The organism is uncultured Apibacter sp., from assembly GCF_946479295.1.
Classification (GTDB): domain Bacteria; phylum Bacteroidota; class Bacteroidia; order Flavobacteriales; family Weeksellaceae; genus Apibacter.
In genome coordinates this window covers 168386-183064 of sequence record NZ_CAMLFD010000002.1, presented here as the reverse complement: position 1 = coordinate 183064, position 14679 = coordinate 168386, and the positions used below count along the sequence as shown (strand labels likewise).

Annotated in this window: 10 protein-coding genes and 1 tRNA gene; 3 read left to right on the top strand and 8 right to left on the bottom strand. The window is 27.2% G+C overall.

Going from position 1 to position 14679, the window contains the following annotated elements; genetic code table 11:
- Positions 1-168: 168 nt before the first annotated feature.
- Positions 169-1809, top strand: coding sequence for a fumarate hydratase (locus tag Q0T35_RS03420; protein WP_295840968.1), 1641 nt, complete (start codon positions 169-171; stop codon positions 1807-1809).
- Positions 1810-1927: 118 nt separating this feature from the next.
- Here Q0T35_RS03420 and Q0T35_RS03415 read toward each other — a convergent pair whose 3' ends face one another.
- The 4 genes from Q0T35_RS03415 to Q0T35_RS03400 form a co-directional block, all read right to left on the bottom strand.
- The gene (locus Q0T35_RS03415; protein WP_293917758.1) at positions 1928-2854 is read right to left on the bottom strand and encodes a carbohydrate kinase; all 927 of its coding nucleotides are present in this window, start codon (positions 2852-2854) and stop codon (positions 1928-1930) included.
- A 30-nt stretch (positions 2855-2884) separates the two neighbouring features.
- On the bottom strand, positions 2885-3895 hold the full coding sequence (locus tag Q0T35_RS03410) for a substrate-binding domain-containing protein (RefSeq protein WP_293917760.1): 1011 nt from the start codon (positions 3893-3895) through the stop codon (positions 2885-2887).
- 24 nt (positions 3896-3919) lie between these two features.
- A complete protein-coding gene (locus Q0T35_RS03405) occupies positions 3920-5257 on the bottom strand; it encodes a sugar porter family MFS transporter (RefSeq protein WP_293917762.1) in 1338 nt (445 codons plus the stop codon).
- A gap of 876 nt (positions 5258-6133) precedes the next feature.
- Positions 6134-6712 (bottom strand): DUF4136 domain-containing protein, encoded by a 579-nt coding sequence (locus Q0T35_RS03400; protein WP_295840966.1) that lies wholly within the window; start codon positions 6710-6712, stop codon positions 6134-6136.
- A gap of 174 nt (positions 6713-6886) precedes the next feature.
- On the opposite strand from Q0T35_RS03400, the gene Q0T35_RS03395 reads away from it, so the two are divergent.
- Positions 6887-7660, top strand: a complete 774-nt coding sequence (locus Q0T35_RS03395) for a threonine/serine exporter family protein (protein ID WP_295840964.1) — start codon at positions 6887-6889, stop codon at positions 7658-7660.
- Positions 7647-8207, top strand: coding sequence for a threonine/serine exporter family protein (locus Q0T35_RS03390; RefSeq protein ID WP_295809241.1), 561 nt, complete (start codon positions 7647-7649; stop codon positions 8205-8207). Before Q0T35_RS03395 ends, Q0T35_RS03390 begins: the two co-directional genes overlap by 14 nt.
- Positions 8208-8459: 252 nt before the next feature.
- On the opposite strand, the gene Q0T35_RS03385 is transcribed toward Q0T35_RS03390, so the two are convergent.
- The 4 genes from Q0T35_RS03385 to Q0T35_RS03370 form a co-directional block, all read right to left on the bottom strand.
- Positions 8460-9464, bottom strand: a complete 1005-nt coding sequence (locus Q0T35_RS03385) for an acyltransferase family protein (protein ID WP_295809238.1) — start codon at positions 9462-9464, stop codon at positions 8460-8462.
- A 3628-nt stretch (positions 9465-13092) separates the two neighbouring features.
- Positions 13093-13641 carry a DUF4352 domain-containing protein gene (locus Q0T35_RS03380; RefSeq protein WP_295840963.1) on the bottom strand — a complete coding sequence of 183 codons (549 nt, stop codon included), beginning with the start codon at positions 13639-13641 and terminating at the stop codon, positions 13093-13095.
- Between the two features lie 4 nt (positions 13642-13645).
- Positions 13646-14116, bottom strand: a complete 471-nt coding sequence (locus Q0T35_RS03375; protein WP_295809232.1) for a hypothetical protein — start codon at positions 14114-14116, stop codon at positions 13646-13648.
- A gap of 441 nt (positions 14117-14557) precedes the next feature.
- Positions 14558-14631, bottom strand: a tRNA-Met gene (locus Q0T35_RS03370).
- Positions 14632-14679: the final 48 nt, after the last annotated feature.

The window sequence follows — 14679 nt, the reverse complement described above, 5'->3', positions numbered from 1 at the left end:
GGTATATAAAATCGATTTAAACGTTTAAATCATTAATAAAACCATTTTCTTATTTATAACGAATATAAATATCATTCTTAGATACTAAAAACGGTAAATGTCATATTTTATAAATCTATTAATATCTACTTTTGAGGCCTATAAATTTTATAAAACTAAGCTTACTATATGACAATACCGGCATTTAAGTATCAGGAAACTTTTGAACAGGGAAAAGATACAACTGAATACTATTTACTAACTAAAGATTATATTTCAACTACTACGTTTGAAGGAAAAGAAATACTTAAAATTGAGCAAGAAGGTTTAACTCTTTTGGCTCAACATGCTTTTCATAATGTTGAATTTTTACTTCGACCTGAACACCAAAAACAAGTAGCTAGCATATTATCAGATCCTGATGCCAGTGAAAATGATAAATTTGTAGCACTTACCTTCCTACGAAATTCCGAAATATCAGCTAAAGGTATTCTTCCTTTTTGTCAAGACACGGGTACTGCTATAATCATGGGAAAAAAAGGACAACATGTATGGACAGGGGGTAATGATGAAGAAGCTTTATCTAAAGGAGTATACAATACTTTTACTTCTGATAATCTTCGATATTCGCAAAATGCGCCTTTGGACATGTATAAGGAAATTAATACAGGCACTAATCTTCCCGCCCAGATCGATTTATACGCGGTTAACGGTCAGGAATACAAATTTTTATTTGTAGCAAAAGGGGGAGGCTCGGCCAATAAAACCTATTTATACCAAGAAACTAAAGCACTTTTAAATCCTGACAAATTATTTTCATTTTTAGTTGAAAAAATGAAATCTTTAGGGACAGCTGCTTGTCCTCCTTATCATATAGCTTTTGTTATTGGGGGAACTTCCGCAGAAACGAATTTGAAAACAGTTAAACTTGCATCTACAAAATACTATGATAACTTAGCAACTTCAGGAAATGAAGGTGGACGTGCATTTCGAGATCTAGAAATGGAAAAGAAGCTATTGCAGGCAGCTCAAGAATTGGGATTAGGAGCTCAATTCGGAGGGAAATTTTTTGCTCACGACATTAGGGTTATCCGTCTTCCTCGACATGGTGCATCCTGTCCTGTAGGTATGGGCGTGTCCTGTTCTGCTGATCGAAACATTAAAGCTAAAATAAATAAAGACGGCATTTGGATTGAAAAACTTGAAGACAATCCTGCTAGACTTATTCCGGAACCTTATCGAAAAGCTGGGGAGGCTGGCGGCATTAAAATCGATTTAAATCGCCCTATGAAAGAGATTCTTTCTGAGTTATCAAATTATCCTGTTTCTACTCGATTATCATTATCAGGAACCATAATTGTGGGAAGGGATATTGCTCATGCTAAGCTACAAGAAAAACTTGATAATGGAGAAGAATTGCCACAATATATTAAAGATCACCCAATTTATTATGCCGGACCTGCAAAAACGCCTGCAGGACATGCTTCGGGTTCCATGGGACCTACAACCGCCGGAAGAATGGATTCTTATGTAGACTCTTTTCAGTCACATGGTGGGAGCTTAATTATGATTGCTAAAGGGAATAGAAGCCAACAGGTAACAGATGCTTGTCATAAGTATGGAGGCTTTTACTTAGGTAGCATAGGGGGACCTGCTGCTATACTGGCTCAAACAAACATTAAAAGTTTAGAATGTTTAGAGTATCCTGAACTAGGAATGGAAGCTATTTGGAAAATAGAGGTTGAAAATTTTCCAGCATTTATTCTTGTGGATGATAAAGGCAATGATTTTTTTCAACAAATTAAAGGAAACACTTGCAATATTTGTTAAATAAATTACTCTTTATTAAAGAAAAGCAGCTTAACGTGTTAAGCTGCTTTTTACATATTTATAAAGTTTGTTAATGTCTTCCTTAATTTATCAAAAAGAGAATTATTATAAGATTATCTTATTTTTTAGCCTGATCTTCTTTGATTATAGTACTTTTTATATTCTTATTCATTTTAAATTTCTTAAATTCTTCTAAATCATAAACTGGACAAGCTCCTATATGATTAGTTATAAATGCTCCTAAAGCTATTGCTTCTTCAATTGAATCTGATATTGAAAAACCTTGAGCTCTTTTAGCTAAAAATCCTGCTAGAAAGGAATCCCCACTTCCAACGGTATCTTTAATTTCTACTTGAATTGCTTCTGAATAAATGTATTGATCTTGATTGCAATAAACCGCTCCCTTGCTTCCTTTGGTAACAATTAAACCGTCCAAAGAGAAGCATCTTCTTATGTATTTTATGGCTTCTTCTTCTTCTGTATATTCTTTTCCTACCCAATCTAAAAGAAGCCTTAGTTCAGCTTTATTCATTTTCACTAAATCTGCTTTTTTCATAAATTCAATGATCGATACTTGTGATATATAAGGTGGGCGCAAATTGATATCAAAAATTTTATAAGGAGCAACTTCTAATAGCTTTATAAGCGTACTTTTTGACAAGTTATTTCTGCTTCCTAAACTTCCAAATACAAAACCTTGTGAATTTTTTACTAAATTTTCGTATTCTTGTTTCCATTCTATAAAATCCCAGGCTACCGGTTCAACAATAGTATAGTGGGCCTCATTATTTTTATCTATTTCGGCTATTACAGTACCCGTATCATATTTATTATTTATTTGGCATTCATCAACTGGTATCGATGCTTCTTTCACTTTTTCAATCAATTCTTTACCTAATTCATCGTTTCCCACACAACTAATCATTCTTCCATCAATACCCATTTTATTGAGATGGTAAGCAACGTTAAACGGAGCTCCTCCTATTTTCTTTCCTGCTGGAAATATATCCCATAATATTTCTCCAAAACAAATGATTGGCTTCATGTTTATAAATTTTAAAATTATATTATTTTTTTATGAAGAGTGTTTTATTATTAACTTGGAGTTATAAACTCTCGGTTTAATTTTTAAATTTTTGCCTTCAATCAATCCGGTAATTAATTCTACAGCTTCTTTGGCTATTTCATATAAAGGTTGCTTTATATGAGACACCGGAACTTTAAAAATATCAAAGGCCTCTGATTCATCGAAGGTAATAAGTGCTAATTCATCAGGTATTTTTATATCTACCGTCATTAATTTTTTAAGTCCTGAAAGTGCTAATTTATTAGTTGCAAAAAACAATGCATCTATTTTAGCTTCTTCGAACAGAAAATAGTCTATTGCTTTTGCAACCTCTCTATCAATGTTTGCTTCATTAATATATTTTATATTTTCCGATTTGCTAATTAATCCTTTATCTGAAACAGCTCTTTTATATCCGTTTACTCTTTCATTTAAATGAATTAATTCTGTTTCAAAAGCTAATAAGCCTATATTCTTTTTTCCTCTCTTTATCAAATGTTCCGTAGCTTGATAAGATGCACCGTAATTATTCGTTGTAATTACAGGTAAATCGATATTATTAAAATATCTGTCAATTAAAACAACTGGTACCTGAGAATTTGCTAATTCTAGTATACACTTTTCTGAACCTTGTACTGGCGCAATTATAAATCCATCTACCTGTCTGTCCTGAAAAATATTTATTAGTTGTTCCAATTTTTCTACTTTTTCATCTGAGCTTCCAATAAGAATTAAATATCCCTTATTACTCATTTCATCTTCTATAATTCTAGCTATTTGCGAAGCAAAGGGATTTGCTATATCTGCTACTAGCAAGGCAATTGTATGTGTCTTTTTTGCCTTAAGACTTTGCGCTATACTATTAGGTCGATAATTAAGTTCTTTTGCTGCGCTTTTAATCTTCTCTGCAGTAAGTTTATTTATTCTATTTGTATGACGATCATTCAAAACATAAGAAACCAACGCAGTTGATACACCTGCTTTTAAAGCAACATCTTTAATGGACACTTTCTTTTTCATAGTATTCTTATTTAAAATTTTTGTCTATAAACCTAATTCTTTTTCTATCTGTTCTAAAGATTTTCCCTTAGTTTCAGGAATCCAAATCTTAACAAAGATAAAAGCTAATACGGTAAATATCCCAAAAATTCCAAATAAAGCGCTATCACCTAGGTTAGCTCGAATAATTGGAGCAAAGTATACAGTTAAAAATGTACATCCCCAACTTATCGCTGTAGAAAAAGACATTGCTATTCCTTTAATTCTGTTAGGGTAAATTTCAGATATAATTACCCACATTACGGGAGCAAAGGAAGCTGCAAAAAAAGATATATATCCTAATAATGCAATTAAAACTCCCATACTATTTTTTTCGGGTTGTAAAAAAGCATATGTCAAATATCCTAAAGAAATAGCCATTCCAAACGCTCCCCATAATAAAAGGGTTTTGCGACCTTTGGAGTCAACCAATTTCAAAGCAACTATTGTCATCAGTACGTTTACAATACCTACAATCATTGATTGTAATAAAGCCGTATCCCCTCCTACTCCTGCAGAACGAAAAATGTCCGGAGCAAAAATCAATACAGCATTTATACCTGTTATCTGTTGGAAAGCAGCTATAAGTGTACCTATTGCAACTATTTTGCCAGTTTTTCCTGTAAATAATTCTTTACTACTTGCCTTTTCTTTGTTTTTTTCAGCATTAATAGACTTTTCCATTTCTGGCAATTCTTTTTTCACATAGTCATCTCCTCCTATTTTATTTAAAATCAATACTGCTTCCTCTTTTTCACCTTTAGCTAATAACCATCGAGGACTTTCTGGAAAAGAAAACACTAAATAGATTAGGAAGACAATTCCAAAAATCGCAGGAACTCCCAACATATATCTCCAACTCTCTTGACCTAAATTAAGTAAGAAATAATCAAAAACGTAAGCAAGAAATATACCTATTGTTATTGCAAATTGATTGAACGATACTAGTGTTCCTCTTTTATTTGCGGGGGAAATTTCAGATATATACATAGGCCCTACTACGGAAGTTGCTCCAACGGCAAAACCTGAAAGAACTCTAAAAATAGTTAGTCCCAAAAAACCTGTTGAAAAAGCGCAACCTAATGAAGAAATTATGTAGATCAGCGCCGTAATAATCATTACATTTTTACGACCATATTTTTCAGCGATGCTTCCGGTAAAGAAAGCTCCTATTAAACAACCAATCATTAAAAAGCTGGCAACTGTACCTAGACCGCTATCACTTAAGTTAAAATCTTGCTTAATGAGATCATTAGCTCCTGCTATTCCGGCCATATTTAATCCGAACATAAGACCTCCGTTTACTGCTACAAATGTAATCCAATAGAGATATTTTGTTTTCATAAGAAAATTATAATTTGTGGTTTCAACGGTAAAATTATGTTATTTAATCGATTAAATAACATTATATCAAATGAATTATATCATGTTATAAAGTTATATATTTCACAAATACTTATATTTTTAATTAAAATAACCTACTAATTAGGCTATATCATATTATTTAAACACAAATTATTAATTAGTATCATTTTTATCTAAATAAACTTATATTTATCTTATAAAGTCACTTATATAATAAAAATTAGTACTTTTATAAAAGATTTTTAATTTAAGATATTTTGCAAAATATTTTTTTTCAAACAAGACAAGTACATTTTTTTATAAATGATATAAAGAAATACATACAACGATAAATATAACATCTTTTCATCAATTAAATTATAAGTTAACCGTTTAAATTAATTTATCTTATCTCGAAACAAATGGATATATTAAATAAGTTATTTATATTAAGCTTGATTATTATCTTTTTTAAGAAAATTAAGGAATATGGTTATCGATTGAAATAAAATATTGGATAAATTTGATTTTATAAAGTCTATTAAAAAAATCAGATATTATATACATAATCATGAAATAAATTACTCAAATAAAGATAAAATAAACAAAAGAAGAAAATTTATTAAAATTTAATTTATCTATTAAACAAGTAAAAATTTAACCCTAAATAAGATAAATATAATAAAAAGTAATAAAAATAAGCCCTAATATTTTTTAGGGCTTATTTTTATATCTACTTGTGTAAAATTATATATAATTACTAAAAGTAATTTGAAGTTTCTTATTATAAACCTCGTTTAATTAAATTTATTTTACAACCTTCTTATTATATTTGAAGGGGAACAATAACTAATAAAAGGTGATTTATTCAAGAAATTAATCATAGTGATTATTTTTAGTTGCTTTTTTACTTTTCTTAGTAATTTTAGGTGGATATTTTTTGAATAATAATTTAACTGTTGAATTGTAAAATGAAGCTTTATTAGCAGTAGAATAATTATAAGGCTTGGAATCGATGACTTTTGCTGTCCATACTAATTTTTTTGTAATCGCGTCATCAAAATCTATTTTGAAAAAATAATCTGTAACTTTTCTATTTTTTACAGGGATGCCAACATTGGTACCTAATCCAAACCATCCATTACCACCTCCAATTCCTAAATTTACTGTGTTATAGGATTGCTTACCAATTTCGTTATTTACTTCTAAGGCAATAAATACATCTGGATTATCTGTATCCTTTTGTAATCCCTTGGATTGCAAAACAGCATCTAGATTCTTCATAAAATTAGTACTGTCAATCTTATTATTTAATTTAATTTGATTATCAGTATAATAATTATAAGTTCTAATTTTTGAGAAATTGTACTCAGAATCATAATCCATAGAAAGATTATCGGTTGCACACGACACCAATACTATTAAAAAGATAAATGATAGCCAATGAAATTTCATGAAATAAAACAATTTAAAGTTAATACACTAACAAATTTACTAATATTTTAGTCATCATCTGAGTTTTTATCTGGAATTTGACTTATTTATGTGATTGTTATCAGGTTTACGTTTTTTTATGTTAAAACTATACTTCCATGTTATAATTTTACACCTGTTAATTAATGCTTCTTTATGACAAAAACTTCTATTGAAATAAAATTTGCAAGCGAAGTCATTTCAGATATTGCTATAAGCCTTATCATGAATGGCGCAAATACCTCTCGGACATTAAAAAATACACAAAGGATAGCCAACGCATTGGGCTATGATGCAGATCTATTTTTCTCTCTTTCCGGAGTTGTTTTAAGTGTAAGAGATCAAAAAACAAATGTAATACATACCATTGTACGTGCTATTCCTCATATAGGCGTAAATTTCGAAATTGTTTCCGAAATAAGTATTTTATCCTGGAGAGTTGTTCATGAAAAAATGAATGTAAATTCAGTTAACGAAGAATTTAATTCTATAAAAAAAATAAATCATTATCCTAAACCTGCTATCTGGTTTTTTGTAGGGCTTGCCGGTGCTAGTTTGTGTAGGATACTCAATGGAAGTTGGATTGAATTTTTCATAACTTTTTTTGCTACTGTTATGGGCATACTTGCTCGACAATTTTTAACACAAAAAAAATTCAACATTTTTATAATTTTTACTGTTGCTTCTTTTACCGCTGTATCTGTAGTAAATATATTCCGAATTATTACCGGGCTTGAACTTAAAAGTGCTTTTGCCGCAAGTGTTTTATTTTTAATTCCAGGAGTTCCTCTTATTAATTCATTTATAGATATATTGGAAGGGTATGTGATGCAAGGTATAGCAAGAGGGATGCATGGGTCAATGTTAATTTTCGTTATCGCTATGGGTTTATTTTTATCATTATTTTTATTTGGTTATGGATTTAATTAGTTTTTTTACTGTTAGTGAAAGTGTCTCAATTTGGGAAAAAATATTTTGGTCTATGTGGGTATCAATAGGCTTTGCTGTAATTTTTAGGACTCCTTATCGTTCTATGTGGGCAGTTGCTTTATTAGGAGGTTTAGGTTTTAGTTGTAGAGCAATTTTACTACATTATTTCGAAAACCAAATTGTATTTTCAAGTTTCGCAGCAGCTAGTTTAGTGGGTATATCCGGTGTGTATTTTGCTCACAGAGTACATACACCCCCTATTGTATTTACTATCCCTGCTGTCATTAATATTATTCCTGGGAAAATGGGATATGAATTTATGATTTCACTAATTGAAGTTATGACTTTAAAAGAAGGTGAACCTCTTCAGTTTAATTATCTCGTAGAAATGCTTGAAAAAGCTACTCGCACCGGTTTTACTTTGTTATCTCTTGCCTTTGGTGTAGTATTCCCATTATTAATATTTAAAACTAAATCTGTAAAGCAAGCTAATCTTAATCTATTATTTTTAAATAAATTGGTTCATGCGAAAAATAAAAATGAATAATACTGAGGGTATTTATATGATTTTTATTATAATTTTCTCTATGGACTGATTGGCTTTAAATTTGGATATTATTAAATATTTCGAATATTAAGAACTTTTGATAGAATAAATATAAAATGATTTTAATTAAAATCTAGACTAATTAATTTTATATTGAACAAAATTTATAAAAATTTAATTTATAAAAAAAATCAATCATTATAAATGATTGATTTTTTTATCTTACTTATTACAATATTACTTTATATTATTCTAACCAGCTTTACTATTTTTTTTGAAAATCATATTAATTAATTTTAAAGGATTTATAATTAACTGTATTATTTTAAGCTTAGTTAACAAAAGACAAGAAATTGTAATCACTATAGCTGCTAAAATATCAACTATAATCGGTATATGATTGAAATTTTGAGTAACTTTCCCCCAATATATCGGATATACAATTAAAATATGTAATAAAAGAATTCCTAAACTAGCAGATCCAAACTTATAAAATGTATCTGGTATAATATTATAAAATGCTACAGAGCTTACAACTGCGAACAATAAAAATATAACTCTTTGAATTAATCCTTCTGTAATACTTGGAAATATACTATAAGGATAACCACCAAACGTTGAAAATGCGTAATAATCTTTTCCAAAAAGTATAACAATAATACCAAATATTATAAAAAATAAAATAGGATATATTTTTTCAATATTTTTTATTTTATCCCATATATCTTTTGGCGCATAATATCCTACAAAAAAATGCGGAATAAATACAAATATTCTTAAAGCAGAAGCATAATCGGGATGTGCGATTGGATCAAATTTTATAAAACCTACACCTAAAGAAATCAATAAAGAAATTAAAAAAGTTAGTACCATAGGTATGTCGTATTTTTTTATAATAATTATAAAAAATCTCCATATTAATAACCCTATTATATACCATAATGGTCCTATGGGAAGAATTATATATTTTAGCAAGCTAAAATGTCCGGACATTATGGACGGAACTGAATAAATAAGTTGAAATAAATAATTGACTAATATAAGGCCTAAAAAAAATTGTTTAAATTTTTCCCAAGTTAAATTTTTAGAGAAATATCCTGAAATGATAACGAATAAAGGTATTGTATAGGTTGAAGAAAAAATATAAATTAAAAGTTTAATTTTTGTTTTAAATAAGTCATATTCACATGTGTGTGCTAATACAACAAAAAATATTAGAATGAACTTTGCGGAATCTAACGATTTATTCCTTTCCATAGTAAAAAATTAATTAATGATAAAAATATTTGATTATAAAATTATTTTAAAATTTAAGTTGCTTTTATATAAAATATTTTAAAGTAAAAAAACAACTTAATTTTAAGTTCAATAAATAAAATATTTATAAAAAGATCTCTTAAAGCAAAAATGAAATAATACTTGCATTTATTTTAAATATTTTTAAATTTCAATTAACTCCTTTGAACTCCTTTTTTTATAAAAATACAATTCAAATATACATATAAATTGTTTACATAATACATTGTATAATAAAAACAAAAAAATAGCAATAAAAATCACATAAAACAAATAAAAAAACAAAATAAATATTTTTATGTTAATAATACAACAATAAATACAATATGATTACAAATAATCATATTATTAAAATATTTTATTTTTTATAATTATATTAGATTTTGATTCACAAATTGATAATAAAACTTTAAGAATAATCGGATATGATTTTCTACTAAAAAATCAGACAAACTTTTAATGATGGTTATATTCTAGTAGGTTATTCTAATCTCTAAAAAGTAGAAAAAATTAGACGGATACATAGGGTGGTTGATAAAGCTAAATAGGAATTGGATATAACTTTATAAAAATAAAATCTATTGCTATATCTTAATATATTTAACTTCATTAATTCTTTTTATAAAGTATGTGTTCATTAATTTATTATAATTTTCTAATACTTTTTTCATATGATAATTTATCTATTTTGAATATTCCTTTTTTAATTTTCGTCCTATCTTTTCTTGCTAAAAACGTCCATGGATAAAGATGATTATTCTATATTTAGAATACGATATATGGCTACTAAAGATATAGATGAGTATAAAATTTACACTCTTATTTAAAAAATTCAAATTTTCTAACACTTACTTTAATCTAATATGTTGAGGAGAAAAGCCATAACGTTTTTTAAAAGCGATAGAGAAATGAGAAACATTTTTGCTCCTAACTTCTGCACTAACATCTACAACTTTATTACCTATAGTCTTTATTAGATCATAGGCAACTTCTAATCTCTTCTTAATAAATCATTTTTATGGAGACAAATTACTTATTTTTTAAATCATGTTTAGTACGTCCGGTATAGTTTGCAAACCCTTTCATCGAAAATTCTTACACATAGTTATCATTTATAAACTCAAGAATATCTACTTCCCAAGGTTCAGTAAAATCGAACAGAGTTGATGTTAATTGTTAGTCAATATTTAATAATGAAATAATACCCTCTTGCATTTTGAGTTCCATAAATTCTTTGAGCAGTTCAACAGATTTATCAAAAAATGAATATATAGAATTGGAAGTACATTCTATTTCACGATTTTTGGACAGCTTTATAATGCTACAAGAAAATTTTGGTATATCATCTGTTAATATTTTATTCTGTTTTTAGTTTCTTGTATATATTATGGATACAATATTAACCCGTCTACTTTCCTTTTTATTTTTTAAAATTTGAGCCTATCAGATCCTCTGTATTAATAGATAATGAAGTGGCGTATATGTAATGACCTTTAACAAAAAAACTGAGTTAAAACACGGTATTCTAGACTTATTCCTATTAATGAAAGTTTCTATATTGGAAATAATCTCAAAGAAAACGGAAAGAAAGATTTCATATTAATCTTTCATGAACAGCAAATTCATATCATTCATTTTTTTTATATAAAAATCGCTACCCAAGAAGGAAGACTGATTTTGGAATTGAACTAAGAGAATATTTCAAATACTTAAAATTATTATGAAAAGAAAAGACAAATCTTCATTTACAGAAATGTAAGACAATATTTTACCTAAGAATATAAATATTGTAATCTATTTAATCATTGTATTTTGGAATTAATAAGACGAGGACTAAAGACGTCTCTAATACTTTTGAATTAAATAATAAATCAACTACCGAATTCCTACAAGCTTCCAAAAGCATTATTACTCATCATATTAAAAATTTAACTAAAGTAAAACTGATAAAGAAACTGGTTCGGGAATAATCATAACTAAAGATTATATGTCTTCCAATTTTAAAATTGACAAAAACATCGGAGGTTTTACTATTCTTGATTTTGATATTTGGGAAGAAATAAATAATAAATTCGGAAGACTTACTTTAGAACAATTTGCTGCTTAACATTTAATTTTTTCATCACTAATAACAAAATTGAGATATATCAGCAAATCTAGTATAAGCAGACTACTTATAATTAAAGCTAAATACTGTTAAAACTTCCATAAAAATATTAGAAAAAAGAAGTTAATGAAATGTTCATATAGAGGAATTCATTTTAAATTTGATATTTTACTCCTATCTGCGTCAATAATTTTAAACATTTAAAAAAGTCAAATATTTGAAAATGGGAGAAAATATGATCAAACAAGAAGTTCAAAAATTGTAGAAAATATAAAAGATCAATACAGAAAAGAAATTGGTTTTAAAGAAGATAAATTAGAATAGTATAAGCATGAATTTAAAAATAATTCTTTTATGCAAAAATATTAATACTAATAATTCAAAGTTTAATATGTAAAAATTAATATTCTGGTTTAAAGTTTAACAGTTTGTATTTAAAGATTTACTAACAGTATTAATATAATATAAGTTATAATATATATTTAAATACATTATATAGCTAAAAGTATCATATATATAAAATTTACATATAATTATAATAAATTTATCAACATCAATAATAACTCCAGTAAAAGAGGGAGCAAAATAAAAAGTTTTAATTAATTCTCTAAAGAATCTAAAGAGACATCATCAAATATATTCAGAAACGAATTTAATCATATAAAAAAACACTTTAGCTATAAATTCCTACGGATTGAAAAATTCAAAAATTTAAAACCTATTGCTAAAATTCTCTGTTCAGGAAATGAAGAGATGAGTGTAAAAACTAAAAAATTAATTAGCTTCCCATTGATAAAAAGGAGCGGTAGAATTAAGAGAATAATTATTTTTCCTTAAAAAAGAATAGATTGAAGATATTTTTACTAATGTCTTAAAGTAGGTATAAGTTGGAAAAACTATATTTCTGAATAATAAAATTCTTTAGATTATCTTATTAATTTATTATATAATAAAATATTGATATTAAGTAATTTTCTAATTTTTAGAGATGGTAGGAGTATCCCCCTACCATTAAAACATGATACACTTAAGTCTTCTCACCTGATAACAAATAGTCGTGAAACTAAATTTTAAAGATTTGAAAAAATGATATTTTTTACAACTATTTTTATTCTCTAAATTTTATGTCAGATTCGCATGTAGTGAAATACATATCTTATTTGCTTCATTTTTTCTTAGTGCAATAAATATGTAATCCGCAGAATTTTTCCAATCTGTAAAATACCTTTTATCGTTTTTTGCACTTCCAGTCCAAGTAGTAATTTTAACTATCCCGTCAGCCTCACTCTTATTACTAGTAATATAACATTTATAGTCTACCTTATTTCTATTATATGTTATATAAATAAATTTAGGAAAAACAAAAAATTTTATACAGTAAAAAATAATGATAAAAGAATAAATCTGTACATAATATTTATGTAATTAAACTCATAAGAAACACAAATATTTCTATTTGTATTTCTTACTCTTTCATTTTTTCTATTCAATAACTCCCAACTCAATCAAATCTTTCTTACCAGAACGTCCAGGTCTGTAATAAGCCTCTCCTTTAATTTCTGCTGGAATTTTATATACTAAATTAGTGGTTTTCGTAGTTAATGGATTAATCTGTCCAAGTAACCCCCAACCATCTGATAGTATGGTTTCTGAGTGATCAAAATTATATTCTTTTCCATTATAATTAATCAATACTTCTCCATCCATTAACATTCTACTTTCATCACTTATATTTTTGAAAGTTGTGTTTAAAATTAAATAACGGATTCCCTCTTCTTTTTTAAGTTCTGTAAATTGATTCCCAGTTTTTACCTTATCTTCTATACTTATTTTTTTCACTGTTACTTCAAAATACTCTGTCTGTAGAGGCTCTCCTATTTTTACCAAATTAGAAGAATTCTCTGTAATAGAAGTTTTAGAAGTTGAAGAAGATACAGAATCTTTTTTATCTTTCCCCAGACTTCCATAAGCAATAAATGCAAAGAATACAACGGTTAAAGCTGAAACTAAGTTTTTAAAATGTTTGTTCATAGTATTAAATTTTAAATTTATATATAATTGATTTTTTGAAAAATATAAAAGGAAGGAGAAACCCTAATAAATAAAATAACAAATCTATTATATCAAAAGTTCCATCAAGTAATTGAAATAATTGTAGTAATTCAGACCCGATTGCTATAAAAGGAATTATTATAAACCAAATTACATTTTCCACAGATATTATATTTTTCCAAGTGTAAAGTGTAAAACAGACATAAGAAAAAACATATAGCCCATCTGGCAGAGAAAATAATATCCAATCAGGGATATATCTGATAAAAGAAATGGAATATTCTCTTAATTCCTGTAAAAATTCTTGTATACCTACTAGTTCACTCCATGAAAAAATTCTTAAAGAAAAAGCCCTAAAAAATACATATATTAGACTGCCTATCAATAAACTACTGCTACCCCCAATTATTAGGTATTTTTTTTGTTTAGTAAAAGAATTATTGATTGTTTCCAAATAAAATTCTAATTTTAATTTATGCCTCCAATTCCAAAAAGCAGAATTAATTTAAACGATAAAAGCGTGGATATTGAACTTATTAACACAAGAGGTTCGCCTGAATCCATATACGCAATAAAAACATCCCACGCCATTTTGACGCAAATGTTAATATTTAGCTAGTGTGTGAAATATTTGAAAACTGGCGATTTTCTGGTTATCACTAAAGCTAACGCTTATATTTTTTTATTCTAAAATTTTTAATTTCATATAAATTCTGATATTTTAAAAAATCTACTTTACAAAAATAAAATATATTATTAATATAATATCAAAATAAAATTTATTTTAAATAAAATTTTTCTTTATATACATAATCATAATATTAATTTTTCCGAATTATTTTAACAAAAAAACCCATAAAACATTATTAATTAATGCATTATGGGTTAAATTTAGTAGCGAGGAGCAGACTTGAACTGCCGACCTTTGGGTTATGAATCCAACGCTCTAACCACCTGAGCTACCTCGCCGATTAATTCGAGGTGCAAATATAACGGGATTTCATTAAATTACAAAAT